The 24345-nt window shown below is 71.8% G+C and carries 21 protein-coding genes; 11 read left to right on the top strand and 10 right to left on the bottom strand.

Features of this window, described 5'->3' with window-relative positions; all coding sequences use genetic code 11:
• Positions 1 to 9: 9 nt before the first annotated feature.
• From WME85_RS41155 to WME85_RS41170, 4 genes are all read right to left on the bottom strand, one after another.
• Entirely contained in the window at positions 10 to 978 is a 969-nt protein-coding gene (locus tag WME85_RS41155; protein ID WP_437829299.1) for a DUF4202 family protein, read from the bottom strand.
• A gap of 199 nt (positions 979 to 1177) precedes the next feature.
• Positions 1178 to 2926 carry a hypothetical protein gene (locus WME85_RS41160; protein WP_437829301.1) on the bottom strand — a complete coding sequence of 583 codons (1749 nt, stop codon included), beginning with the start codon at positions 2924 to 2926 and terminating at the stop codon, positions 1178 to 1180.
• Between the two features lie 188 nt (positions 2927 to 3114).
• Positions 3115 to 4050 carry a PAS domain-containing protein gene (locus WME85_RS41165; RefSeq protein WP_437829303.1) on the bottom strand — a complete coding sequence of 312 codons (936 nt, stop codon included), beginning with the start codon at positions 4048 to 4050 and terminating at the stop codon, positions 3115 to 3117.
• 100 nt (positions 4051 to 4150) lie between these two features.
• Positions 4151 to 4867: an alpha/beta fold hydrolase gene (locus tag WME85_RS41170; RefSeq protein ID WP_437829305.1), complete on the bottom strand. Its 717-nt coding sequence runs from the start codon at positions 4865 to 4867 to the stop codon at positions 4151 to 4153.
• A 305-nt stretch (positions 4868 to 5172) separates the two neighbouring features.
• Here WME85_RS41170 and WME85_RS41175 point away from each other — a divergent pair, with 305 nt between their 5' ends.
• Positions 5173 to 6030, top strand: a complete 858-nt coding sequence (locus WME85_RS41175) for a CvfB family protein (RefSeq protein ID WP_437829307.1) — start codon at positions 5173 to 5175, stop codon at positions 6028 to 6030.
• Between the two features lie 142 nt (positions 6031 to 6172).
• The gene (locus WME85_RS41180; RefSeq protein ID WP_437829309.1) at positions 6173 to 7612 is read left to right on the top strand and encodes an ATP-binding response regulator; all 1440 of its coding nucleotides are present in this window, start codon (positions 6173 to 6175) and stop codon (positions 7610 to 7612) included.
• A 48-nt stretch (positions 7613 to 7660) separates the two neighbouring features.
• Here WME85_RS41180 and WME85_RS41185 read toward each other — a convergent pair whose 3' ends face one another.
• Both WME85_RS41185 and WME85_RS41190 read right to left on the bottom strand, forming a co-directional pair.
• Positions 7661 to 8128 carry a Dps family protein gene (locus WME85_RS41185; RefSeq protein ID WP_437829312.1) on the bottom strand — a complete coding sequence of 156 codons (468 nt, stop codon included), beginning with the start codon at positions 8126 to 8128 and terminating at the stop codon, positions 7661 to 7663.
• A gap of 131 nt (positions 8129 to 8259) precedes the next feature.
• Positions 8260 to 8856 (bottom strand): YqgE/AlgH family protein, encoded by a 597-nt coding sequence (locus WME85_RS41190; protein ID WP_437304513.1) that lies wholly within the window; start codon positions 8854 to 8856, stop codon positions 8260 to 8262.
• Positions 8857 to 9017: 161 nt separating this feature from the next.
• Here WME85_RS41190 and WME85_RS41195 point away from each other — a divergent pair, with 161 nt between their 5' ends.
• The 5 genes from WME85_RS41195 (at position 9018) to WME85_RS41215 (ending at position 12994) form a co-directional block, all read left to right on the top strand.
• Entirely contained in the window at positions 9018 to 9428 is a 411-nt protein-coding gene (locus WME85_RS41195; RefSeq protein WP_437753685.1) for a 6-pyruvoyl trahydropterin synthase family protein, read from the top strand.
• Positions 9429 to 9492: 64 nt separating this feature from the next.
• Entirely contained in the window at positions 9493 to 10974 is a 1482-nt protein-coding gene (locus WME85_RS41200; RefSeq protein ID WP_437829315.1) for a DEAD/DEAH box helicase family protein, read from the top strand.
• Positions 10961 to 12178: a DUF790 family protein gene (locus tag WME85_RS41205; RefSeq protein ID WP_437829317.1), complete on the top strand. Its 1218-nt coding sequence runs from the start codon at positions 10961 to 10963 to the stop codon at positions 12176 to 12178. Before WME85_RS41200 ends, WME85_RS41205 begins: the two co-directional genes overlap by 14 nt.
• Positions 12179 to 12327: 149 nt before the next feature.
• On the top strand, positions 12328 to 12585 hold the full coding sequence (locus WME85_RS41210; protein WP_437829319.1) for a hypothetical protein: 258 nt from the start codon (positions 12328 to 12330) through the stop codon (positions 12583 to 12585).
• Entirely contained in the window at positions 12569 to 12994 is a 426-nt protein-coding gene (locus WME85_RS41215) for a type II toxin-antitoxin system VapC family toxin (protein ID WP_437829320.1), read from the top strand. Before WME85_RS41210 ends, WME85_RS41215 begins: the two co-directional genes overlap by 17 nt.
• Before the next feature lie 121 nt (positions 12995 to 13115).
• Here WME85_RS41215 and WME85_RS41220 read toward each other — a convergent pair whose 3' ends face one another.
• The 3 genes from WME85_RS41220 to corA form a co-directional block, all read right to left on the bottom strand.
• A complete protein-coding gene (locus WME85_RS41220; RefSeq protein WP_437829322.1) occupies positions 13116 to 14168 on the bottom strand; it encodes a PEGA domain-containing protein in 1053 nt (350 codons plus the stop codon).
• Between the two features lie 91 nt (positions 14169 to 14259).
• Entirely contained in the window at positions 14260 to 15336 is a 1077-nt protein-coding gene (locus tag WME85_RS41225; RefSeq protein ID WP_437829325.1) for a PHP domain-containing protein, read from the bottom strand.
• Positions 15337 to 15671: 335 nt separating this feature from the next.
• Entirely contained in the window at positions 15672 to 16892 is a 1221-nt protein-coding gene (gene corA / locus WME85_RS41230) for a magnesium/cobalt transporter CorA (RefSeq protein ID WP_437829326.1), read from the bottom strand.
• 217 nt (positions 16893 to 17109) lie between these two features.
• Between corA and WME85_RS41235 the strand changes: the two genes are divergently transcribed.
• A complete protein-coding gene (locus WME85_RS41235) occupies positions 17110 to 18555 on the top strand; it encodes a hypothetical protein (RefSeq protein WP_437829329.1) in 1446 nt (481 codons plus the stop codon).
• Positions 18556 to 18731: 176 nt separating this feature from the next.
• Here WME85_RS41235 and WME85_RS41240 read toward each other — a convergent pair whose 3' ends face one another.
• Positions 18732 to 19790, bottom strand: coding sequence for an RNA polymerase sigma factor (locus WME85_RS41240; protein ID WP_437829331.1), 1059 nt, complete (start codon positions 19788 to 19790; stop codon positions 18732 to 18734).
• A 115-nt stretch (positions 19791 to 19905) separates the two neighbouring features.
• Here WME85_RS41240 and WME85_RS41245 point away from each other — a divergent pair, with 115 nt between their 5' ends.
• The 3 genes from WME85_RS41245 (at position 19906) to WME85_RS41255 (ending at position 24339) form a co-directional block, all read left to right on the top strand.
• The gene (locus WME85_RS41245; RefSeq protein WP_437829332.1) at positions 19906 to 21123 is read left to right on the top strand and encodes a hypothetical protein; all 1218 of its coding nucleotides are present in this window, start codon (positions 19906 to 19908) and stop codon (positions 21121 to 21123) included.
• 80 nt (positions 21124 to 21203) lie between these two features.
• A complete protein-coding gene (locus WME85_RS41250) occupies positions 21204 to 22775 on the top strand; it encodes a hypothetical protein (protein WP_437842511.1) in 1572 nt (523 codons plus the stop codon).
• A 37-nt stretch (positions 22776 to 22812) separates the two neighbouring features.
• Entirely contained in the window at positions 22813 to 24339 is a 1527-nt protein-coding gene (locus WME85_RS41255; RefSeq protein ID WP_437829334.1) for a hypothetical protein, read from the top strand.
• The last annotated feature ends 6 nt before the right edge of the window (positions 24340 to 24345 follow it).

The following is a 24345-nucleotide window of genomic DNA, read 5'->3' on the forward strand; positions in this document are numbered from 1 at the left end:
GGACCTCCTCTATGCCTGCGTCGCCGCCGGAGCTGGCGCCGATGTCCGCCTCGGCTCGCCGAGGATCATCGCCTCCACCTCGGGGCGGCAGCGGATGAGCGGCAGGCGCGCCCGCGCCTCGGGCCGGAGGCGGCGGAGCGTGTAGGCCACCTTGGCGCGGGTGTGCTCGGGCCCGTAGTAATCGAGGAACCCGCCGCTGTTCAGCGAGAAGAACGAGAGCGCGTCGGCGTCGTTGAGCAACGCGAGCTCGGCGTCGTCCCCCGGCCGCTCGTGCGACGCCACCAATGCGCCGACTCGCTCGAGGACCTCGGGCGCGAGCCCGAGATCGGCGAGCGCGGAGCGCGTGAGGGCCGCCCCGCGCCGCGCGTGCTCGTCCTTGAACGCCTGGTAATCCGCGGCGCGGTGCTCGATCCGGACGTTCGCCTCGGAGACCAGCCGCTCGACGTCGTGGAACAGCGCCGCCGCCTGGGCGGCGACGCTGGCGCGCGGATCGAGGCGGAGCATCCATTGCCAGACGTCGACCGCATGGTCGTAGTCGGCCCGGACAAGCGGCCTGTCGAGATCGTAGAGATCCCGGTGCCGCGCGAGGACCCGGGCGAAGACGGCGCTCGCGGAGGCGAGGTTCCGCCTGCGGATGAAGCGCTGGCAGCGGGTGAGGACCTCGTACGCCGTCCGGGCGGCGCCGTCCCGATCGAGCCCGCCGATCCAGAGGTCGAAGGGGCCGCGGGCGTCGAGCGCGTGCAGGTGGGTGTCGAGCGCCCAGAGATCGAGCGCCGAGGCGCGCCACGCGCGGGCGTCGATAGCCGCGTGCGCCGCGTGCGCCTCGCCCCGGGGCGGAGCGGGCGCGTCGATCTCCACGCCCGGGAACTCCCTCGAGAGCTCCGCCTTGTCGGAGGGAGAGAGCAGCGGTGTCTGGCGGACCGACGGGTCATCGCCGCTCGAGCAGGAGCCGGCAACGAGGATCAGACGCTTGAGCATGAGTTCTTCGGTCAGCTTTGGACGTGGAGCGGCGTGGAGCTCAAACCAGCTTCCGCGAGACGGCTGCCGCGGACAAACACGGGTACGGCGCCGTGAACCTATCTCCGCCGCGCTCGTCGCACCATCGCGGAAATCCCGTACAGGAGGGTAGGGAAAGAAATGAGCCGTAGGCGAGAAGGCCGTAGGCGCGCCGTCTGCGCTACCCGAGGATGCTCGCGGGCGCGCCGGGGCGAAGGCCGTTGTTGCCCTCGTTCATGGCCGCGCGGTAGCGCTGTCGCGCCGCGACGAGGCGCCGCGCCTCGCCCTCGTCGGCGAGCGACGCCGCCGCCATCGCGGCATGACCCAGCCGCAGGAGCGCGTAGGCCAGCAGATACGCCGGCAAGCGCCGCTCGGGGTCATCGCCGGAGCGGCGCCGATAGCGCTCCAGGAAGGCGCGCCTGGCGTCTTTACCCATCTGCCACTCGATCATGGCCCCGGCGAGATCCCAGGCGATGTCCGTGGGGCCAGGCAGAAAGTGATCGTCGCCGTGCCCGGACGCGTCCACCTTGAAGAGCTCGCCAGAGGAGGACCCGAGCCACTCGTGGGGATCCATCTTGCCATCGACAAGCACGGGGCGCTCGACCTCCAGGTGGAGCTCACCCGGGAGCTCGTTGCCCATTTCTGCTGAGAAATTTGTACGCGCCATCGTAATGAGCTCGTCGACGGCGGGGCTCGGAACAGGGAAGGCCGAGGCGCGGAAGGCGCAATAATCGGCGAGGCGCTCGAGGACGGCGGTGGACAGATTGCCGGCCTGGAGCGGCCGGCCCTGGATCCACGGGTAGGAGAGGAATCCCTGCCCCTCGTCGCGCGGCTCCAGCCCGAAGCCGGCCCGGGAGACCCCCAGGGCCCGCTCCCGGCACTCGGCTCCATAACGACCCATGCCTTCGAACTTGAGAATCCTGCTGCCGTCACGGGAAAGGCACTTGAAGCGCTCCATCGTCGTCCACGAAGGCGGCCAGCGCGACTCGTCATCATAGTGGCGGCGGCGCCACTGCCCGCCGCCGATGAACTCGCCCGCGTCACCCGGGAGGTGCGTCACGCCCTCGACGCGCTCGGCGCGGAACGACCGCCAGCGGCGGGCGCCGTCCGGCGCGACGAGCGCGTCGGGGTCGGGCGCGCGGGAGCCGAGGAAGACGATGTTCCCGCGGGGGACGCCGGCGCCGATCAGGGCGTCGCCGGTGGCGAGGAACGACGAGCCGCTGAAGCCGGGGCCCTCGTCCGCCACCCAGAACTGCGCGCCCTCGGCGATGCCCTCCTGGACCCAGCGGAGCTGTCCGGGATCGAGCTCGACCCGGCGATCGTAAGGGTGGCCGGTCGGACGCACGGTGGTGCGCTCGGCCCCGATCCCCCGCTGGCGGAGCGCCGCGGCCGTCACCGCGCTCAGCGTGGTGCCGATGCTGCGGACGCCGACGACGCGGACCGGCGCCGGCGGGGAGCCGAGTCGCCGGGCGAGCTGCGCGAAATCGAGCGGGTGCAGCGCATAGAACGAGAAGCCCTCGGGGGGCGAGATCGGGACCGTCGCCGGGACCTCGATCGCCGTGAGCGCGGCGAGGGCCTCCGCCATGGCCAGACGTCTGGCTGTCCGTGGCCAGACGTCTGGCTGTCCGTGGCCAGACGTCTGGCCGTCCGGGACCGCGAGCGCGCCGCCGCCGCCGACCAGCACGGCGGCGAGATCGTCGGTGATCCGCGAGAGGAGCGAGGCGCCCACCGCGCCGGCGTCGGCGAGGATCGACTCGAGCTCGCCGGCGCGGATCAGGGCGCGCAGCGCGACGCTGCCAGGGAGATCGGCGCCGGCCGGGGCGGCGAGCGCCCGGAGGTCGTCGGCGAGCTCGGCGACGAGCCGCTTCCCCGGGACGTCGCGGCGTCCGCTGCGAAAGACGTACATGCGGTATCCGGAGCTGTCTGTCATGGGTGGTATTCGCCAGGATCGGTTCGCACGGGCCGGGGCTGACTCCGATGAGCTCGCTCGAGCCGCAAGGAGCGGTGCCCGCAGCCGGTCCCGCGCACCGGCGTGGTGCTCGGCCTCCCGGCTGCCATCGCTGCGTGGGGCGGGAGGGTGGCGATGCCAAGCGGGGAGCGCCGCAGCGGGGGCGCCCCTCAGGTCGCGGCGCCGGCGCGCACCTGCTTCATGCAGTACCAGAGCCCCTCCCGGAGGCTCGCCAGCGTCGTGACGCTCCCGAGGTCCAGCCCGAGCGCGACCATCGCCTTCGCGCTGCTCGACGGAACGCCGGTGATGATGCCCTCCGCCCCGAGGAGCCGGATCGCCTGGACGAGCTTGACGAGGTGCGCCGCCGTGCCCGCCTCCATCGCCTCGACGCCGGTGAGATCCAGGATCGCGAACCGCGCGCCCCTCCTGCTCACCTCGGCGAGCAGGGCCTCCATCACCGCGCCGGCCCGCGCGCTGTCGACCGCGCCGAGGATGGGCACGGTCAGCACCCTGTCCCATACCTCGATGATCGGCGCGGAGAGCGCGCGGATCGTCGCCTGCTGCTGCTCGATCAGGGCGAGCTTGTCGCGCAGCTCCTGCTCGATGCGCTTGAGCTCCGTGATGTCGATCGAGAAGCCGATCAGCACCTCTTGCCCGGTCTCCCCGGCGGGCACCAGGGTCTTGCCGATATGGATATGCCGCTTCTGGCTGCCGGCCGACTCGATCACGAGATCCTCGACCAGCATGCCGCCCCTCGCGCGCAGCCGCTCGTCGGACGCGCGGATCGCCCGCGCGGCGGGCGCGGGGAGGATGTCGAAATCCGTCTTCCCGATCACCTGGTCGCTCTCTCGCCCGGCCAGCTTCCTGACGTTCTTGTTGGCGAGCAGGTACCGATGCTCGCTGTCCTTGGCGAAGATGTTGATCGGCAAGCACTCCGCGATCCGCTCGAGGAGATCGCCTCTCCGCCGCCGCTCCTGCGACTCCTCGGCGAGCCGCCGGTGCGTCTCGATCAGCCGCTCGCCCGGAAGGGCCTTTTGCCGGAGCTCCTCGCCGAGCTCCTCCAGCTCATCCTGGATCGACCGTGCTGGCGGCGGTGCTTCCCTCATCCAGCCGGAGCTTACCGGGAATCGTCCGTCCGCTCCAGCGCTCGCCAGGCGCTACGAGGCGCGGCAGGAGCTCGGCCAGGCGCGGGTGAGCCCGCCGCGATCAGGCGGCGGCCTCGAGCAGGAGCTCGACCAGGAGCTCCGGCATGTCCACCATGACGTCGTGTCCGCACGGCGCCTCGCGCAAGGTCCACGAGGGGTTTGACTTCAGCCTCTCGTAGATCGCCGTGAACGGCGTCTCGCCCCAGCCCGCCGCATAGACGTACATGCGCTTGCCGAGGCGCTCGACGGCCCCGCGGCCGGCGACACACTCCAGGAAGGTGGCATAAGGCTGCGACGTGCACTGAGCGTCCACCCACGCGCGGTCGCGCGGGTTCACCCCGAGGATCTCGGAGGGGATCGGCGGCATGATGAGACCTCCGTTCTTCGAGGCGGAGGCCTGGAAGCTCTTCTGAAAAGGCTCCGGCACCATGTCGAGCATGTTCTGCCCCTCCTCCGGCAGGTAGGCGTCGACGTAAACGACGCTGCGGATGCGCTCGGGGACGAGCCCTGTCACGCCCGTGATCACCATACCGGCGTACGAGTGGCCGCACAGCACCACGTCGGTGAGCTCCTCCCAGCGCAGCAGGTTCACGATGTCCGCGACGTGCGTCGACAGGTTCACCCCCGCGGCGAGCAGGTGCGAGCGCTCGCCGAGGCCCGTCAGGGTGGGCGTATACACCTCGTGACCCCGCGCGCGCAGCGGCGCCGCGACGCGCTTGTAGCACCAGCCGCCGTGCCAGCCCCCGTGCACCAGGACATAGGTCGTCTTCTTTGTCAAAGTGCCCTCCTCATCGATCGTCGCGCCCCGCGGCCCGCGAGCGATCACGCCCCCTCGCGCCCGCGCGCACCACCCCACGCACGAGCACGCTTCGTCGTAACGTGAGGGGCGCCGGCCCGTCAAGCATGGGCTTCAGAGGAGCGCGGCCGCGAGCGCGAGGCGCCCTGCGAGCAGGCGACGGACCCTGGGCATCCGCCGCTCTCCCATCGAGCGCTGCGCCGGCATCGAGCGCTGCGCCGGCGGTCGAGGCGCCCCCGGCGAGAGCACGGCGGCGCGCCGCCCGGCCTGTGCAAGACTGCGCGCCGATGCCCTACGACGATCTCCTCGGACGCGTGGTGACCCTGCCGATACGGCGGTTCGGGCCGCCAGGCGCCTTCCTCTCGCCCGATCCCGGCGACCTCCGCCCGAACGCGCCGGTGCTCCTCCTGCCGGGCGCCGAGGTGCCCGAGGGCGCGGAGGAGGGAGACGATGTCGAGGTGTTCGTCCACCTCGACTCCGAGGATCGCCCCATCGCGACGACGCGCCGGCCGAGGCTCACGCTCGGCGAGGTCGCCTTCCTCGAGGTGACCGACGTGGCCCCCTTCGGCGCGTTCTTCGACTGGGGCTTGCCGAAGGAGCTGCTCGTGCCGCGCGCGGAGCAGACGCGCGACCTGCGGGTCGGCCAGCGGCACCCGGTGGGGCTGTTCGTGGACAGGACCGGGCGCCTCGCGGGGACGATGCGCGTGACCGAGCTGCTGCGCGACAGGGGCGAGTTCGATCTCGACGAGTGGGTCGAGGGCGAGGCGTGGCGCAACGAGCCGGAGCTCGGGCTCTTCGTCATCCTCGAGCGCAGCTTCGTCGGCCTGGTCCCCGCGAGCGAGCCCCACCCGCTCTCGCGCGGCGAGGCGGCGCGGTTCCGCGTGACGAGCGTGCTGCCCGACGGGAAGATCGAGCTGTCGCTGCGCGGCCACGCGCACGAGGAGCTCGAGTCCGACGCGCAGAAGATCCTCGAGAGGCTCTCGCGACCGGGCGCGCCGAGGGTCGGCGACCGCTCGAGCCCCGAGGAGATCCGGGCGATCTTCGGACTGAGCAAGAAGGCCTTCAAGCGCGCAGTCGGCCGCCTCCTGAAGCAGCGCGCGGTGGCGATCGACGGCGAGGGCTTCCTCGTGCAACCCCGGCGCTGACCCGGGCGCCTCGCCGTCGCCGCGCGCCTCCGACACGGCACGGCAGCGCTCGTCCGGTATTCGACACCCGCGCCGCGCAGCCCCCCGCGCACCCGGCGGCGCATTGACGCTACCCACCTTCGCCCACTAGGATCGCCGCCGAATGAGCACCAGTCCCGCGCGGCGCCGCGTCTGGGTCGTCGACGACAGCCCTGTCGACGCCGAGCGGGCGCGGCGCGTGCTGGCCTCCGAGCACGACGTGGAGGTGTTTCGCGACGGCTCGACGGCGCTCGAGCGGTTCTCCTCGTGCTCGATGCCGGACGTGATGGTCCTCGACTGGATCATGCCGGGCGTGAGCGGCCTCGAGGTGTGTCGATTCCTGCGCTCCGAGCCGGTGGGGGCCCAGAAGCTGGGAATCTTGCTGCTCACCGGGTACCACCACACCAATCAGATCGTCGAGGGGCTCGCCGCTGGCGCCAACGATTACCTCGCGAAGCCTTACGAGGACGAGGAGCTGCGCGCGCGCGTCGCGTCCCTGGTGCGCTGGCGGGCGCTGCTCGAGCGCGCGGAGCACGCCGAGGCGGCGAATCGAAAGCTGCTCGAGACAGCCCCCGATCCGCTGCTCGTCATCGACGCGCAGGGCCGCCTGAGCTTCGTGAACGAGCAGGCTGTCAGCGCGCTCGGCATCCAGCCGGAGGCCGTGCTCGGGAGGGCGGCCTCGGAGCTGATCCCCGGGCTCTGCATCAATGATCCAGAGCCGTTCAGCGGCGAGTCCACGTTCCCCCAGCCGGACGTGGAGATCCGCGGCAGGCTCTTCTCGCCGACGCTGCGGGTGCTCCCGGGGGAGGCCGCCGCGAGCACGATCGTCTCGCTGCGCGACGTCACCGACCGGCGCCTGCACGACGAGCGGCGGCTCGACTTCTACTCGATGATCGCGCACGACCTGCGCACGCCGCTGAACGCGATGACGCTGCGGATCGCCAGCATGCTCGAAGGCGAGGAGCTCGCGCGGCAGCCTCCCCTGCTCGAGGACGTCCAGAAGCTCGACGCGCGCCTGCAATCGCTGGTGTACATGATCAACGATTTCCTGGAGCTCGCGAGCCTCGAGGACGCGAATCGCCGCATGGAGCGGGAGGAGGTCGATCTGGTGCGCCTGATCGCGGACACCGTCGAGGACTTCCGCCCGCTGCTCGAGAAGAAGGGCCACACCTTCTCCGGGCCGGCCCCCTGCGAGGGCGCCTCGGTGCTCGGCGACCGGCGGCGCCTCGCCCAGGTGCTCTCCAACCTCATCGGCAATGCCATCAAGTTCACGCCCCCGGGCGGCGCGATCGCGGCGCGCGTCGAGGTGAAGCCCCGCCACGTGGAGGTCGCGCTCGAGGACACGGGCACCGGCGTCGCGCCGGAGATCGCAGCCACGCTGTTCCAGCGCTACCAGCGCGCCGATCACAGCGTCGGCGGCACCGGGCTGGGGCTCCTGATCGTCCGGGAGATCGTCGAGGCCCACGGCGGCGTCGTCGGCGTCGAGAGCCACCCCGGGCGGGGCAGCCGCTTCTGGTTCCGCCTGCCCCGCGGCCGCAGGGCGGCGCTCGCCGCGCCCGCCTGAGCTCGCCGTCTTTCAGCCGAACGCGCCGAACGCGCTGGAGGTGGGGAGTTACTCGAGCAGGCTGCGCAGCATCCACGCGGTCTTCTCGTGGATCTGGAGGCGCTGGGTGAGCAGGTCGCAGGTCGGCTCGTCGTTGGCCGCCTCGGCCACGGGGAAGATCTCGCGCGCGGTGCGCGCGACGGTCTCGTGCCCCTCGACGAGGAGCCTGATCATGTCGGTGGCCTTGGGGATGCCGTCTTCTTCCTTGATGGACGAGAGCGCCACGAACTGCTTGTAGGTCCCCGGCGCGGGGAGGCCGAGGGCGCGGATGCGCTCGGCGATGAGGTCGACGGCGAGCGCCAGCTCGTTGTAGTGCTGCTCGAACATGAGGTGCAGCGTCTGGAACATGGGCCCCGTGACGTTCCAGTGGAAATTGTGCGTCTTGAGATACAACGTGTACGTGTCGGCCAGCACGCGGCCCAGCCCCGTCCCGATCTGCTCGCGGTTCTTGGCGTCGATTCCGATGTTGATCTCCATGATGGCTCCTCTCGTGTCCTGTGCGCTTGACTGGATGGGCCGTGTGCGGCGGAGGTGAAGGCCCCCGCGCCCCCTGCGTGGGCGGACGCGACCGGCAAGGTTCGTCCTTACCGTCCCCGCGTCAATCCGCCTCACGCCTCGCCGATGGTACGCATGGACATGACGTCTATCGGGCGCAGCCCGAGGAGCGCATACGCCTGCTCCCAGCGGCGGTCCACCGCCACGTCGAAGAGGACGCGCTCGTCGAGGGGCACCGGCAGCCACGCGCCCGCGGCGATCTCCCGCTCGAGCTGCCCGGGCCCCCAGCCGCTGTAGCCGAGGAGCACCGTCCTCCGCCGCGCATCCGCGGCGGCCGCGCCGCGCACCGCGTCGGCCGCGAGCGCGTCGAACGCGCTCCGCGACGAGGTGACCCGCACCCGGGAGCCCACCGGGATCACGCCCGTCTCCTCGGCCCCGAGCGCCGGATCGAGGCACAGGATCCATCCCGAGCTCGGCTGGACCGGGCCGCCGAGGTAGACCGGCGCCGGGTCCTTCAGGTCGTTGCCGTAGCCCGCGAAGGAGAGCAGCTCCCCGAGGGTCATCGGCGCCGGCCGGTTCACCACGAACCCGAGCGCCCCGCCCTCGCTGTGGACCGCGAGCAGCACGACCGTCTTGTCGAAGTTCGGATCGCCCAGGGGCGGCGACGCGATGAGGAACCCTGGGGCCAGCACGCTCGCTTCGCTGTTCATCGGCGATCCTCCCTCACAACGGTCAACCGGTCACTGCGTCCCGCACGGACCCGCGCGCCGCGGTGGGCCCTGGCGGGGCACCGTCCGCACCTTACTCCCGCGCGCCGCGACATGCGATTGGGATCTCCCTCAAACGCCGCGACGACGAGTATAGTGCGGCCATGTACACGGTCGGCGTCCGCGATCACATCATGGTGGCCCACAGCCTCAAGGGCGAGCAGTTCGGCCCTGCGCAGCGCCTGCACGGCGCGACCTACACTGTCACCGTGGAGGTGGACCGGGAGGAGCTCTCGCCCCTCGGCCAGGTGATCGAGACGAGCGTGCTGCGAGAGAGCCTGCGCGGCGTGCTCGCGGAGATCGATTACCGCAACCTCGACGAGCACCCCGCCTTCGAGGGCAAGCGCTCGACGCCGGAGCTCATCGCGCGCCACATCCACCGCGAGCTCGGCCGCAAGCTCCCGGTGAACGCCGGCACCGCCCTCACGATCACGCTGCACGAGTCCCCCCTCGTGTGGGTACGTTACCGCGCCCCGATCCGCGGCGCCTCGATCCTGCCGGCCGAGCTGGCCTGATCGCCGCCCTTCGCCACGCTCTCCGCTTGGCACGCGGCCCTGCCCGCGGCAAAAGAGCGCGCCGATGACCGAGCCGGTCCGCACAGCGCCGATCGTCCTGAGCTTCCAGGGCGGCACCCTCCGCATCGAAGGCGTCGCGCCGCGCCCGGCGCTGGAGCCGGCGGCCTCCGACCTCGACGCCCCGCCGCCCTCCGCGGAGGCGCCCGACGGCGAGGGCCCGGGCTCGCCCGCGGAGGGCGCGCCGCTCGACCCCGCCTGCCTCCCGGCTTCCTGCCGCTGGGACGCGCGCGAGCGCGTCTACCGCGTGCCGGCGATCGACTACGCCGAGCTCGTCCTGAGGCTCCGCGCCCGCGGCGTCCCCTTCACCGACGCCGCCCGCAAGTACGAGGCGCTGCCGCTCACGCCGCTCGCCAAGCACGACCCCTTCCCGTACCAGCGCGAGGCGCTCGAGGCGTGGGCTGGCCGGCGCAGCCGGGGCGTCGTCGTGCTCCCGACGGGCGCGGGCAAGACGTTCGTCGCGACGCTCGCGATCGCCGCGCGGCAGCGCAGCGCGCTCGTGGTCGTCCCCACCCTCGACCTCCTGAACCAGTGGTACGACGGGCTCTCCGCCGCGTTCGGCGTGCCCATCGGCCTGCTCGGCGGCGGTTACCACGACGTCCTCGACCTGACGGTGACCACGTACGACTCGGCGCACGCGCACATGGACCGGCTCGGCGCCCGCTTCGGGCTCGTGATCTTCGACGAGTGCCACCACCTGCCGAGCCCGTCGTACGCGCTCGCCGCGAAGATGTGCCTCGCGCCGTTCCGCCTCGGCCTCACCGCCACCCCGGAGCGCGCGGACGGCCGGGGCTATGACGAGCTGATCGGTCCGATCGTCTTCCGGCGGGAGATCACCGAGCTCTCCGGCCAGTACCTCGCGGCCTACGACGTGGTGCGGCTCGACGTGCCGCTCTCCGACGGCGAGCGCGCCGCGTACGAGGCGGCGCGCGCCGTGTACATCGGCTTCCTGCGCGCGCACGGCATCCGCATGCCCGAGGGGTGGGGGCAGTTCATCCTGCTGAGCTCGCAGTCCGACGCGGGCCGCCGCGCCTTCGAGGCGTACCGCCGGCAGCGGAGCTTCGCCCTCTGCGCGCCCGGCAAGATCGACGTCCTCGCGCGGCTGCTCCACGCCCACCGCGCGGATCGCACGCTGGTCTTCACCGAGGACAACGCCACGGTCTACCAGATCTCGCGGCAGTTCCTGCTGCCGGCCATCACGCACCAGACCAAGGTGAAGGAGCGCAGCGCGATCCTCGAGGCGTTCAACCGCGGCGCGCTGTCGGCGGTGGTCACGTCGAAGGTGCTGAACGAGGGGGTGAACGTGCCCGAGGCCAACGTCGCGATCGTCCTGTCGGGCAGCGGCTCGGTGCGGGAGCACGTCCAGCGGCTCGGCCGCATCCTGCGCCGGAGCGAGAACAAGACGGCGATCCTCTACGAGCTCGTGGCCCTCGGCACGAGCGAGCAGCGGGTGAGCGACAAGCGCCGGGATCACGTTGCTTACCAGTGATCTCGTGCGGGTCCGCCGCCGGGGCGGGATGGTCGTGCCGCAGTACCTCCGCGGCGCCGCGGCCGAGCGGCTGCTCCCTGTCGCGCGCGCGTACCTCGACATCCTGTCGCAGCGGGTCGGCGAGAGCCGCGACGAGGTCGAGGCCGCGCTCGACGCCGTGGAGGTGCCCGCGCGGGACCGCGTCGCCGCGCTCGGGCTGCGGAAGGTGCTCGAGGACGGGTGCGAGTTCGAGGTGCAGGAGGGGGTCGACCCCGAGGCGCTCCGGCGCGAGCTGTTCCACGCGGCGGCGGCGGCGCACCGCGCGCTCGACGTGCGCGCGCGGTTCGATCGCGCCGCCGTGCTCGACGAGGTGGCCGCCCGGCTCGGCACGACGCCCGCCGCGATCGAGGCGGGGCTCTACGCCGACCTGCGCGGCGCCGAGATCCTCCGGCGCGCGGCCACGGAGGCGCCAGAGGTCGTGCTGGACCGGTACAACCTTTCGCTGGCGCAGTCGATCCTCCTGCGGGCGACGCAGGTGACGATCCGCATCGACGGGGAGAGCGCCGCGCGGTACCGGAAGATCTTCCGCGCGGCGCGGTTCCACGGGCTGATCCACGTGGTCCAGGGGGATCCGGCCTCGGGCTACACGATCGCGCTCGACGGGCCGTTCAGCCTCTTCGACGCGGTCCAGCGCTACGGCCTGCGGCTCGCGATGTTCCTGCCGTCGGTGCTCTCGTGCGCCTCGTTCCGGCTGCGGGCGGACCTGCGCTGGGGGCGCGACAAGGAGCCGCTCGCGGTCGAGATCGGCCCGGCGGACGGGCTCGTGTACCACGGGCGCGAGCTCTCGGAGACGACGCCCGAGCTCACGGCGTTCTGCGAGGGGTTCAGGAAGCTCGGCTCGCCGTGGAGCGTGGCGCAGAACGAGCGGCTGTTCGCGCTGCCCGGAGAGGTCGTGTGCGCGCCAGATCTCGTGTTCCAGAACGCGGAGACCGGCGAGGAGGTGTACCTGGAGGCGTTCGGGTTCTGGAGCCGAGCTGCGGTGTGGCAGCGCGTCGAGCTGATCCGGAAGGGGTTCCCCGCGAGGATCCTGCTGGCGGTCGGCAAGCAGCTCCGCGTGAGCGAGGAGGTGCTGGGGGAGGACGACGCGGGGGAGATCTACGTGTACCGCGCGACGATGTCGCCGCGGGCGGTGCTGGCGCGGCTGGAGGGGAAGCGGGGGGAGTGAGGCCGCAAGGCCCGTGAGCGAGGGTGCATTACGGGGAGCGGCGCGATCTCGTGCCCAATCATGCGGCTCAGCCGTGCGACGGTGTCTTCGATCGGCTGCTCGGCGCACCCGGACCGGCTACACTCTGCTCCGAGGCATGGAGGTCGCTGATGCGAACGGTTGAAGATCTCGTCGAAGAAGCCCGGAGCTTCCCTGTGGCGGACCGCTTGCGACTCGTGGAGCGGATCGTCCACGAGCTCGCGAACGCTTCGGTGGGCAATCAGGGGGCATCGACGTCCCGCCCGAAGGTCTCCCCTCTCGGCTGGCTTGCCGACGATCCGGAGCTCGCCGACCAGCTGGAGAAGCTCACGGCGGATGCGCGCGCCAGGGGTCGGGCGAGGGGGCTCGACGATGAGAACCCTCGTTGACACCGACATCTGGTCCGAGATTTTCAAGGGAAAGAACGCGACGGTCCTCGCGAGGGCGAGCGCCTACCTCTCGCAGCACGGGCGTTACACGTTGACGGCCGTCACGGTCTTCGAGGTCATCCAGGGCCTGCAGCAGGTACAGCGCGCGAGCCGGATCGACGCGTTCCGCGAGATGCTAGAGGACGTCGAGGTTCTGGAGCTGGACCAGCAATCCGCCGATCTCGCGGCGGTCATCTACGGCGAGCTCGAACGAACCGGCCGCGGGATCGACGTCGGTGACGCCCAGAACGCCGCAATTGCCCTGCGCCACCGGGTCTGCGTCGCGACCGGAAACGTTCGGCATTACTCCCGGGTGCAGGAGCTTGGCTCCCCGCTTCTCATCGAGAACTGGCGAGAGCCGCGATCGTGAACCGGGAGCGGCGAGCTTCCGTGCGAGATCGACTCTCGACCATCGTGTCAAGGTCGCGGCCCGGCTCACGACGACCTCCGGCGCGCAGCGGGCCAGCGTCGCTACAATGGAACGTGCCTTGTCACCACGTGCCCTGAAGGAAGACCTCCGCCCGCTCTGCCGTCATCACCGGCACGACACGGACACCCTGGCGGGCCGGCTCCCTCGCCAGGTACGACAGATCCGTGAGGAACGCGGCCGCCGTCGTGGCCGCCAAGACGCCGCCCGCCACCAGCGTCCCCACCCCGAGCTCGCGGAACAGGTCCCGCGCCTCGGCCGTGTCGCGGAGCTCGGCGCAGGCCGGCGGCGCGTCCGCCCCTCCACACGCGGACGGGTCCCACCCCCCGCGGCGGAGCGCGGCCTCCTGCGCGGCGAGGTCGTCGCGGAGGACGCCGGACCGCAGGAGGAAGACCGTGCCGGCCGCCAGCGTCGCCGTCGAGAGCGCCACCCCACCGATGCGCAGCTCCGCCAGCGGGAAGGTCGACCCCGCCGGAGGCGCAGCCGGAGCCGCCGAATGCGGCGCAGCAGGGGCCGCCTCCGGCGCGCGCGCGACGCGCTCCGGAAGGCGCCGCAGCTTGAGGACGATCGGGTGCGTCAGGCCAGCCTCGGCGGTGAACGAGCGCACCGCCTCCTCGTACCCCTCGAGCCGCGCCCGCGCGGTGTGCTCCCCCGGCTCCACGAACACCTCTTGGACCGGCTCCGGCGGGTAGAGCGCCTGCCCGTCGTCTATCATGACCTCGGCGCCCGGCGGATTGGTCGTCACGTAGACCGTCGCCACGCGCTTCGCGGCGCGCTGCAGGCCCTCATCGACCCGGTCGCGGAGATATCCGCTGATCACGCCCCGGTGCTCGAGGCACTGCGCCAGGTGGCTCGCCGCGTCCCGATGCCGCCCCAGCGTGAGCTCGACCAGCCCGAGCTCCCCGGCGATCGTCGCCCGCTCCGCGTCGGTCGTCCACGCCGCCTGCGCCGCCTCCAGCGCCCGCTCGTAGGTCGCCGCGGCCGCCACCAGCCGCCCGGCCGCCTGCGCCTGCCTGGCGCGGCGCAGCAGCCCCGTCGTCATCGACGCCGCGCGCGCGTCCGGATCAGCGTAGGGCTCGTCCGCGCTCGCCGCATTCCCGACACCGGCGACGGACATCGCGAGAGCGCATGGCAACACCCAGGAGAGCAAGCGACGCACGCACTCTGAGATACGTGCTGCGGCGATCCCAAGTCAACTGGCTGCTTCGTCACTCCACCGTGGCGTACGCCTGCGTCCACGCCCGCTTCCCGTCCGGCCGCGAGATCCGCGCCCGGACGTAGCGCTCCCCCCCGCGGAGCTGGTACGTCGCCCGCCCCCCGAGCGGCCGCTGCCGGTCCAGCACGCGCCCGCCGGCGCCGATGAACTCGACCACGGCGTCCGTCGCCGCCGGCCACACCGAGAACGCGTCGTCTTCGATCGCGATGCGCCGCAGCCTCGCGCCCGATGACGCGTAGAGTCGGCCCCAGGCCAGCGCGCTGCAGATCGCGGCGGGCGACACCTCGCGAGAGAACACCTCGATGAACCCGCGGCCCGGCCCCGCGGGCGGCGCGTTCGAGTCGGCCACGAGCTGGTGCAGATCGTCCACCGCCACCGCGGCGATCCCGCCGCCGGAGGCCCCCCTCGCCGTCAGCACCGTGTCCCACAGCGCCTCGTGCGACGGCCGCTTCGCGTCGCCGTCCGTGTACACGTACGGGTGACCGCTGTGGATCTCCAGCAGCTCCGCCGCGGGCGCCCCCAGGATGTCGGTGGCCGAGAGCGCCCAGTCGAAATTCGGATGGTTGATGAGCGCCACGCCCCCCTCGGCCCGCACCCGCTCGATCGCCCACCGCAATGCGTCGACCCTCGTCGGGAAGTTCCCGCCGCCGATCTGCGCCTGCGCGCACAGCGCATTCACGTGCACCGGATGCCCCTCCGCCGTCATCGTGACCTCCTCACCCGGGATCACCGCAAAATTCGATGATGCCTGGAGGTGCTGGAACATCGCGGGATCGGCCCGAAGGTTGTGGTCTGTCAGGGCCACAAACGTATAGCCGTGCTCGCGGTACCAGCGGACGACCTCGCGCGGCTCGCTGTCCCCGTCGCTCAGCGATGTGTGTGTATGAATGTTCCCGCGCTGGAATACCTCCACGTCCAGCGTCTTTTCGAAGCGCAAGCGACCCGGCGACCCCCCCTGCCCTGCGGCGGCGTCGGGAGCGGCCGCGAGGTTCTCCTTCCAGCTGGCGAAGGCGAGGAGCGCCGCCGCACCGACGAGCAGGAGAGCGATCCAGCGTCCGCGATTCCTCATCTCGATGATCGAGAGAGTATACCGCCGGCCGCGGCCGCGACCAATTCGGCGCAGCATATTCGCGCCCGCGCCACGAGCGCGGCTCCTTTTTCCACCCCCCTCCTCCACCCGTCCGCCAACGACTCCGCCCGGCTCGCCCGCGCCCCGGCCGGGTGGCGCTACGTCGGCGACGCCCGAGGTGCAGCAGCGCTCCCTCGACACCCGCGCCACACGACAGCGAAGGAGCGCTGCCGCGGGCTGTCACCGCTGCCGCGGGCTGTCACCGCTGCCGCGGGCTGTCACCGCTGCCGCGGGCTGTCACCGCTGCCGCGGGCTGTCACCGCTGCCGCGGGCTGTCACCGCTGCCGCGGCTCGCTATCGTCGGTGTCCTTCCCGAGCCAGCCCTTGCGACGGTAGTACGTGAGCAGACCGACGACGCTCGTCAGCATCAGCGCCCAGACGAACGGATAGCCGAAATACCAGTCGAGCTCCGGCATGTTGTACGGCGAGCTCTCGTGGTGGAAGTTCATCCCGTAGATGCCCGCGATCGCGGTGACCGGGAGGAAGATGGTCGAGATGATCGTGAGCACCTTCATGATCTCGTTCATCCGGTTCGACATCCCGGACAGGTGCAGATCCATGAGGCCCGAGCTCAGCTCGCGGTAGGTCTCGACCATGTCCATCAGCTGCACCGCGTGGTCGTACGTGTCGCGCAGGTAGAGCCGCGTGTCCTTCGTGATCATCGGGTTGTCCTCGCGGAGCAGCGTGTTGACCAGGTCGCGCTGCGGCCAGATGGCGCGCCGCAGCGTGAGCAGATCCCGCTTCATGTCGTGGATCGGCTTCGACATCGGCCGCTTCGCGTCGATGACCTCGATCTCCAGGTCCTCGATCCGCTCGCCGAGCCGCTCGAGCACCGGGAAGAAGCCGTCGACCACCGCGTCGAGCAGCGCGTATGCGAGGTAGTCGGCGCCCCGCTGCCGCACCGTGCCCCGGCCGACGCGGATGCGCTCCCGCACCGCCTCCATGACGTCCCAGTCGGCCTGCTCCTGCACCGTCAGGACGAAGCTCTTGCCGACCAGGATCGCGAGCTGCTCGGTGCGCAACACGCAGCTGTCGCTGACCTGCACCATCCGCGCGATGATGAGGACGTGCTCGCCGCCGTAGACGTCGGCCTTCGGCCGCTGGGGCACGTTGACCATGTCCTCCAGCGCGAGCGGGTGGACCTTGAAGATCTCGCCCAGCCGCTCGAAGGTCGGCTTGTGCCCGAGCCCCTGGACGTCGACCCACGTGATCGAGGGCCGGTCGTCCGTGAGGTACGGAATGCACTCGTCCACGGACTGCATCTCCTTCTCGGACACGACCTCGGCGTCGTAGTCGATGACGAAGATCTTCGGCCGCCGCGTGTCCTCGATGACGAGCGTTCCGGGCGGCGACGCCGGCGGCGGCTCGTGCACGAGCCGATCGCGCTTCGGCCGATGCGACGACCGATCGAGCTCGGCCCTCTCCTGGGCCCAGGAGGTGCGCAGCTGTGGCTCACTGTCGCTCTGCGACTCGGGGGGTAGCGTGGTGCTGGTCACGAGGCCGGGATGGTAGACCAAGATCCCCCGGCATCGAGCGCGCTCGCTCCGAAACGCACCGTGGCGTATGCTGAGCTGGCCGCGGAGGGGAACGGGCGCTCGCAAGGCCGCCTCTTCTTCCTCCCTGTTTCCTCCCTGTCCTGCTGGCCGGGGGAGCGCCGCGAGGCGCGCCGGCCCGCGCCCCCCGCCGCCGCGCGCCCTGCCCTGCCGGATGCCCATGGGAACGACCCTCGACATCGCGATCGGCCTCGTCAGCGTCTTCTTCCTCCTCAGCGTCCTCTGCTCGGCCATCTACGAGGCGCTCGCCGGCGTCTTCCGGCTGCGCGCGCTGAACCTGGCGCAGAGCATCGAGATCATGCTGGCCGACCACGCGCTCGACCCGCACGTGCTCCGGCTCCTGGCCGCGCGCGACGCGGCCGCCCGCGACGCCGCCGCCCGCGGGCTCACCCCGAGCGAGCCGGCCACGCGGCGCCTGCTCCGGGTCGCCGCCGACCTCGTGCGCACCCGGCTGATGCCGGCGCCGCACCCCAGCCCGCTCGCGGCGGCGCTCCGGCAGCACCCGCTGATCAAGGACCTCAAGTACGGCTGGGTGGGGCCGTCCTACATCCCGGCGCACGCGTTCGTGGCCACGCTGGTCGACACCCTGCGGCACATCGACTGGTCCGGGGGCGAGGCGCCGCCGGCCCCGCAGACGAGCGCCGCCGCGCCGCCGCCCCCGTCGGCCAGCGCCGCCGCCGTGCCCGTCGCCGCCGCCGCGCCCGTCACCACCGCCGCGCCCGTCACCACCGCCGCGCCCGTCGCCACCGCCGCGCCCGTCGCCGCCGCGGCCCCTGCGGCGGCGCCCGCGGGCGACGCCGCGCCCGCATCGGGGAGCGCCACGGAGCCCTCGCCGCCGCCCGCCGACGCCGCGCCCTCGCCCCCGCCGGGCGGCAGCGCGCCGCCGAGCTGCGACGAGCGGCCCCTCGACGAGCTCCGGCAGATCATCGAGCGCATGCCCGGGGACAGCGACCTCCGGCGCGCCCTCGCGACGATCGTCGACTTCACGGTCAGGGACATGCGCGAGGCCAACATCCGGCTGGAGCGGTGGTTCAACGACGCCATGGACCGGGCCGCCGGGCGTTACAAGCGCCGCGCGCAGCTCATCATCAGCGCGACGGCGCTCGTCCTTTGCATCGGGTTCAACGCCGACAGCATCAAGCTCGCGGGCGCGCTCTCGCGCGACGCCGCGATGCGCGCGGCCATGATCGTCGCGGCCCAGGAGATGGCGAAGACGCCGCCCCGCGAGGCGCCGCTCGACGGCGGCATGGACAAGGACGAGGACGTCATGGCCGCGGTCGCCAAGGGCGGCGGCGCGCACAAGCAGCTCACCGGGCTCGGCCTCGACATCACCTGGGGCGTGCAGGCCCCCGAGCAGATGAGCGCCCCGGGGCTCTGGAAAGCGCTCTCGGCGCTCCTCGGCCAGGGCGTCGTCGCGTGGATCCGCGGGGTGCTCGACAGGCTCGTGAGCCCCGGCATCCTCATCACCGCGGCCGCCGCCTCGCTGGGCGCGCCCTTCTGGTTCGACCTGCTCAACAAGCTCGTGAACCTCAGGACCGCCGGCAAGAGCCCCGAGCCCTACGAGCCCGCGAAGGGCGCCGGACCGGACGCCAGCGTGAACCGCTGACCGGCGCGCGCGGCGCTCGGCACCGGCCAGGAAGATCTTCAAATATTCCCCGTCTCCCTGTTCAATTTCCCCCCACCCCTGCGCGAGCAAACAGCGGCGACCGCAGCCGCGGTTGTGGATGTCCGACGACATCACCTGCGTCACCGCCTGATGGCTGTCGGAGGGACGCCGAAGACTCAGCGGATTTGCGCCAGGAGCGCTTCACGCTCCGAGGCGAGCTGCCCTTGCGGGAACTCCCGTGCATGCGTCTCGAGTAACCGGCGCGCCTCTGCATCGGCGACCGCGTTATGGTCCTCGATGGCCCTTCGGGCTTCCGCGATGAGGCTCTGCTCGCGCTTGCGGACGGCTGGGACCACGGCGCGGACCGGGAGCGAGGTACGACGAACCGGCGCGCCTGACGGAGCAGGCCCCCGTGCGTCTCGGTCCTGCGTCGGCTGCTCGGCCTCCTGCGCGGCCATCGCGGCCGTCGTGCGCGTCGAGGCTTGGGCCGGTGGCGGAGCGTTCTCCTCCGCGACCGGTGCGGGCGCAGGGGCGCGCACCGCCGCCTGTCGCAACCACGACTCAGGACTGAACGAGTCAGGCAACGGCGCGATGAGGGCGCCGGTCAGCACGACGACCGCCCCCTGCACCAGGATCTTAGTGCCCAGACGGCGTAGCTTGCTCAGCCACCCGTCGCGGCCGCGCAGATCGAAGGCGAACGGGACGCATGCAGCGTCGTCCCATCCGCGCGAGCGCTGCCGCGCCCTCCGGCGTTCCACGGCCGCGGCGAGGTCCTTGAGCGCTCGGCGGTAGTGTGTTCTCACCGTCTTCGGGTTGAGCCCCAGCTCGGAGGCGATCTCGACGAGCGGCACCTCCTCGATCGCGTGCTTGATCAAGACGTCGCGGTACCTGGGGTCGACCTGGTTGATCAGGTCGCGGAGGAGCGCCTGACGCTGCTCCCTGCGGAGCATTTCTTCCGGAGTCGGGCACTCCGCCTGAAGCTCGTGATCGTCGAACGAGGTCAGGACCTCCCCCCGGCGGCGTGCGTTCCGGACGTGGTTCCGCGCCTGATTCAGGACGATGGTGGCGCCGTAGGCCGCCCGGGACTCCCCGAGATCGAGCCGCCGATCCGCTTCCAGTCCCCGCAGCAACGCCTCCTGCGCGAGGTCCTCCGCGTGTCGCGCGGGGACACCGAAGCGCCGCGCGAGGCGCCGGAACAACTCGAAGCCGGTAGGGGTGCTGCCTGGCTCGCCCATGACCGGTAGAACACCTGAGCCGTCTGCAGGGCTTCAAGAAAATGCAGGGCGGCCCCAGAACCAGTCGGACAGTGTACGACATGTACGCCCCGGGGTCGTGATTGCATGAGCGTCGATGACCACTTTCCTAGATCGGCTGTGTAATTCTCATTCGCTCGTTCAGATCATGACACTTTCGGCGCCGTTGACGCGCCACGGCTGGCATGAGTACCGTCGATGCATGCGTTTCGTTGCGCAATCGCTGTGGATGTGCCTGATGCTTGGCGTCGCGATCGGCACCACGCATCCGGTCCGTGCGGAGGACGGCAGGCCGGCCCTCTCACGAAGCGACGGCTCGAACGTCAAGGACCTTCTTCGCCGTGCGCGACGAGCTCGGGCATCGGGCAAGTCGACCGAGGCACACGCTGCCTACAAAGCAGCCTTCGAGGCGATCGACGCGACATCTGTCACAGAGAGAGAGTCCGCTGAGATCGCTGGAGAGCTGGGCCTCTGCGAGCTCGACCTGCGCAAGTTCCGTGACGCGGCGGAGCACCTGGCATGGAGCCTTGAGCGGCGAAAGGCGCTTTCTCCTGTGCAGCAAAAGAGATTTGACGACGGACTGGCCAAGGCCGTTCCGTTCGTCGCGACGCTCTATCTGTCGGTGGATCCGCCGGATGCCGAGGTGCTCATCGACGGCAAGCCCATCGGCCGACCCAGGCGGACCTACACGCTGTTCTTCGAGCCTGGCATGCACATGGTGCGGGCCCGAGCACCGGGCCGTGAGGAAGCATCCCAGACGCTGGACGCGCGGGCGGCGACAGAGCCGAGGATGACGATCCAGCTGCCGCGCGCCGCGGTGAGCAGTACGGGCGAGGGCGAGCCACAGGGCCCGGTGAAGAAAGCGGCGACGCAGGTGCAGGCGGGGAGGCCCTCCACGCAGGCTCCGGCGCCGTCGGCCACATGGCCGCGGACGGCGCGGATCGGCGGCGTCGTGCTCACGACGGCGACGGCGGCGGCCGGCGCGGTCTTCCTCCTGCGCGCTCATGTGGTGCACACCAACCTGCGCGAGGCCAATACTGTACGGCGCGAGCAGGGGTGGACATCCGACGCCTGCCGCAAAGCGAGCGCGCCGGCGGCGTGCGCCGGCATTCATGCCCAGATCGAGGAGCGGAACCTGTTCGCCACCCTCGGCAAGGTGTCGCTGGCGACGAGCGCCGTGTTCGGGATCGCGACGGCGGCCTCCTTTCTCACCGAGGTCGCGGTCTTCGGGGACGCGCGACCCGCCAGAGGCCTCCGCATCGTACCCGTGACGACGGGCGAGCGGGCAGGTGTGCTCCTCGAAGGAGCATGGTGAGGCGGAGGGTGGGGATGCGTCGCGACTTGAACTGGCGAGATCGGGAGCTCCTTCGTTGCCTCGCGGCCCTCCTGCTCGGCATGGCCGGCGCCATCGGCACGTCCGGGTGCTATTCTGAGAGCTGCGCGGAGGGCTTCCTGTGCGAGAGCCCTCCTCCCCAACCGGGGCCCTGTGACGGCGAGCCAGCGATGGCCCCGGCCCTGGATGAATGCGGCGTGTTCGTCAGCGAGCAGGGCGACGACGAGAGCCCCGGCACGAAGGACGCGCCGGTGAGGACATTGCAGCACGCGATCGGGCTTGCTGCGCACGGGCGAAGCCACGCCGAGGCGCCGACCCGGCGCGTGTACGCGTGCGGCGGGGAGTTCGCGGAGGCGATCTCGCTCCCGCAGGGAGTCGACCTCTGGGGCGGCCGTCTGTGTGCCGGCGGCGACTGGTCCTACGGAGGGCTGCTCGACGGGCCGAACGCGTTGACCGTCATCGCGCCGCCCGTGGGGATCCCGGTGCGGGTCCTCAAGGGGAAGGATGCGGTCACCGCGGGGGAGGACGTGACGTCGGTGATCTTCGGCGTGCGCGCCGTGGCGGCCGACGCCTCCGCGGATGGCAAGTCGTCGATCGCGATGATCCTGGAGCATGGGGCCAGGGCGATCGTGCAGTCGAGCGTGATCCTCGCAGGCGACGGCAAGGATGGAGAGCCGGGCGAGGACGCGCCGAGCTTCCGCGCGAATGCCGGCCTGGTGGGAAACGACGGCGTGGACGCCTGCACCGCGAACGTGGCGCGGGGCGCCCTTCCGGTCGTGACCGTGTGCGGCGACGGCATCGAGTCGACAGCTGGCGAGGGGGGCGATGGAGGCCTCGAGACGGGCGGCGACGGGACGTCAGGACTGCCGGAACCGGTCGGGAATCCGGACAACATTGGCCTGGGCGGCTTGGGCGCATCCAGCATGGCATGCAAGGAAGGCGAGCCGGGGGCAGACGGCGCCCCTGCGGAGCGCGCTGCCGGAGCAGTGGATCATGGTTTCCTGAGCCTCGACGGATGGATCGGCGTCCGCGGGAAGGATGGAGCGAAGGGCGGCGTCGGTCAGGGCGGCGGCGGGGGCGGCGGCGGCAAGGGGCGCGAGCCCGTGAACGCGTGTCCGGCCGCTCGGCCCCAGGGCGGTGCGGCCGGCGGATCCGGCGGCAGCGGCGGGTGCGGGGGCAAGGGGGGCAACGGGGGCGGCTACGGCGGCGCGAGCATCGCCATTGTGGCCTTGCAGGGGAGCAACCTCACGGTCGATGCCAGCACGGTCCTCGGGGCCAAGGGCGGCAACGGCGGGGTCGGCGGAACCGGCCAGTGGGGAGGCCTTGGCTGGGACGGCGGTCTCGGGGGCCACGGTCATGTGACCGACACATCGCGCGGGTGCCGTGGCGGCCGTGGCGGCAACGGCGGCCGCGGGGGCGACGCCGGCGGCGGTCTCGGGGGCCACTCGCTCGGCATCGGTTCCGTCGGCGCCTCGGTGACCATCTTGGAGACAGCGACGGTCTCGCCCGGACAAGCCGGCACCGGGGGGCTCGGCGGCAACGCAGCCCCGGGAAGCGGGCTCGGCCAGGGGCGAGAGGGGACTGCGCTGTTCTGGTACCGGTTCGATGCGCCAGCCCCGGAACCGCCTCGATGAACCGCGCTGTGCTGGCGGCGCACGTCAGGAGACGTCCATGAGAAAGAGCACCGCTGCTACCTTCATCCTTCTGTTGTCGCCGTGGGCAACCGGCTGCGGAACCGCTCCCGGCGTGAACGACCCTGGCGTGACGCCTTGTGAAGGCACCTCGTGCGAGGACGAGCCGCCTCCGGAGTCGGTCTGCGTCGAGCACGTCGCCGCCGACATCCTCGACGACGGCTGCGGCGTGTTCCTCGCCGGAAACTACGGTTTTGGCGACGACAGGAACCCCGGCACGAAGGCGAAGCCGGTGTACACCGTCGCGCGCGCCATCGAGCTCGCGCGCGCTGGACGAGGGCGCGTGTTCCTCTGCAACGAGGGATTCATCGTGGAGGAGATCAGGGTGCCCTCCGGCGTGGATCTCCTCGGGGGCTTCCACTGCCGGAAATGGGTGCGCGACTCCCTGCCCCCGCGGACCCTGTTCAATCACGCTCGGGTCTTCGGCCCCATGGTGATCGTCGAGCCCGCGGGCCCCGAGGACAGCGGGGCCGCCGACGGGGTGTCGACGCTCGCCGATCTCTACGTCCGCTCGGCGGGCCCGGTCGGCGTGCTCGTTCAGTCGAGCACGGCAGTGGAGATCCTGCGGAGCGAGATCTCCGCCCGCCAAGGAGGTGCAGGCCATGCTGGCGAGAAGTGGCCGACCAGGCAACCGGACGGACCGGACGGCATGTTCGGTGGGGACGCGTGCTTGGCGGCCGTCGTCGCCGGCGGGCCTGCGACCGTGAACCAGTGCGAGAGCGGGCTCACGAGCGTTGGCGGCAAGGGAGGGGACGGGCTGCCCGACAGCGCCGAGGATGGAGGCGACGGGGAGCCCGCCTACGCTTCGCCCTCGCGCGGCGGTCTCGGGGAGCGGGAGAACCGCAGTTGCTCCGAGGGATTCACCGGGGGCCCGGGGGCTCCGGGGACGCAGGGCACGCCCGGCAAGGGCATCGGGCGCCTCACCGAGACAGGGTGGAAGGGCGACACGGGCGGCGAGGGGACCTGGGGCACGCCGGGCCAGGGCGGCGGCGGCGGCGGCGGTCATCGGGGCGGGCTCGCCGTGTGCGGCGTGGCCTCGAAGGGTGGCCCAGGAGGAGGCTCGGGAGGGGCCGGCGGTTGCGGGGGCCGGGGAGGCCGCGGGGGAGAGAACGGACGGCCGTCCGTCGGCGTCCTCGCGCTTCACGCCCGGGTGACCGTGCGCGACACCAAGATCACGGTGGATTTTGGCGGCAATGGCGGCGATGGCGGGGAACCCCAGGACGGCGGCCGAGGCGGCCGAGGTGCGCCGGGCGGAACGCTGGCGGATGAACTCGCGGCCTGTTTCGGCGGCCGGGGCGGCCAAGGAGGTCCCGGCGGCTACGGCGGCCCGGGGCGCGGCGGCGACTCGATCGGCGTCGCCTACGTCGACGAGGACCAGCTCACGCTCGAGGGCGTCACCATCGAGCTCGGACAGCCGGGCAAGGGCGGCACGAGCTGGAACCACGATGGCAGCACGACGGAGGGGGAGAGCGGCGAGGTCCACGAGACGCTTCGCTTTCCCGAATAGTCGCAA

Source organism: Sorangium sp. So ce1153 (assembly GCF_051521595.1).
Taxonomy (GTDB): Bacteria; Myxococcota_A; Polyangia; order Polyangiales; family Polyangiaceae; genus Sorangium.

Excerpts from the sequence above, each read along its gene's own strand:
- WME85_RS41155 (WP_437829299.1), bottom strand. The coding sequence starts at position 978 with ATGCTCAAGCGTCTGATCCTCGTTGCCGGCTCCTGCTCGAGCGGCGAT.
- WME85_RS41160 (WP_437829301.1), bottom strand. The coding sequence starts at position 2,926 with ATGACAGACAGCTCCGGATACCGCATGTACGTCTTTCGCAGCGGACGC.
- WME85_RS41165 (WP_437829303.1), bottom strand. The coding sequence starts at position 4,050 with ATGAGGGAAGCACCGCCGCCAGCACGGTCGATCCAGGATGAGCTGGAG.
- WME85_RS41175 (WP_437829307.1), top strand. The coding sequence starts at position 5,173 with ATGCCCTACGACGATCTCCTCGGACGCGTGGTGACCCTGCCGATACGG.
- WME85_RS41180 (WP_437829309.1), top strand. The coding sequence starts at position 6,173 with ATGAGCACCAGTCCCGCGCGGCGCCGCGTCTGGGTCGTCGACGACAGC.
- WME85_RS41185 (WP_437829312.1), bottom strand. The coding sequence starts at position 8,128 with ATGGAGATCAACATCGGAATCGACGCCAAGAACCGCGAGCAGATCGGG.
- WME85_RS41190 (WP_437304513.1), bottom strand. The coding sequence starts at position 8,856 with ATGAACAGCGAAGCGAGCGTGCTGGCCCCAGGGTTCCTCATCGCGTCG.
- WME85_RS41195 (WP_437753685.1), top strand. The coding sequence starts at position 9,018 with ATGTACACGGTCGGCGTCCGCGATCACATCATGGTGGCCCACAGCCTC.
- WME85_RS41200 (WP_437829315.1), top strand. The coding sequence starts at position 9,493 with ATGACCGAGCCGGTCCGCACAGCGCCGATCGTCCTGAGCTTCCAGGGC.
- WME85_RS41210 (WP_437829319.1), top strand. The coding sequence starts at position 12,328 with ATGCGAACGGTTGAAGATCTCGTCGAAGAAGCCCGGAGCTTCCCTGTG.
- WME85_RS41215 (WP_437829320.1), top strand. The coding sequence starts at position 12,569 with ATGAGAACCCTCGTTGACACCGACATCTGGTCCGAGATTTTCAAGGGA.
- WME85_RS41220 (WP_437829322.1), bottom strand. The coding sequence starts at position 14,168 with ATGTCCGTCGCCGGTGTCGGGAATGCGGCGAGCGCGGACGAGCCCTAC.
- WME85_RS41225 (WP_437829325.1), bottom strand. The coding sequence starts at position 15,336 with ATGAGGAATCGCGGACGCTGGATCGCTCTCCTGCTCGTCGGTGCGGCG.
- WME85_RS41235 (WP_437829329.1), top strand. The coding sequence starts at position 17,110 with ATGGGAACGACCCTCGACATCGCGATCGGCCTCGTCAGCGTCTTCTTC.
- WME85_RS41240 (WP_437829331.1), bottom strand. The coding sequence starts at position 19,790 with ATGGGCGAGCCAGGCAGCACCCCTACCGGCTTCGAGTTGTTCCGGCGC.
- WME85_RS41245 (WP_437829332.1), top strand. The coding sequence starts at position 19,906 with ATGACCACTTTCCTAGATCGGCTGTGTAATTCTCATTCGCTCGTTCAG.
- WME85_RS41250 (WP_437842511.1), top strand. The coding sequence starts at position 21,204 with ATGGCCGGCGCCATCGGCACGTCCGGGTGCTATTCTGAGAGCTGCGCG.
- WME85_RS41255 (WP_437829334.1), top strand. The coding sequence starts at position 22,813 with ATGAGAAAGAGCACCGCTGCTACCTTCATCCTTCTGTTGTCGCCGTGG.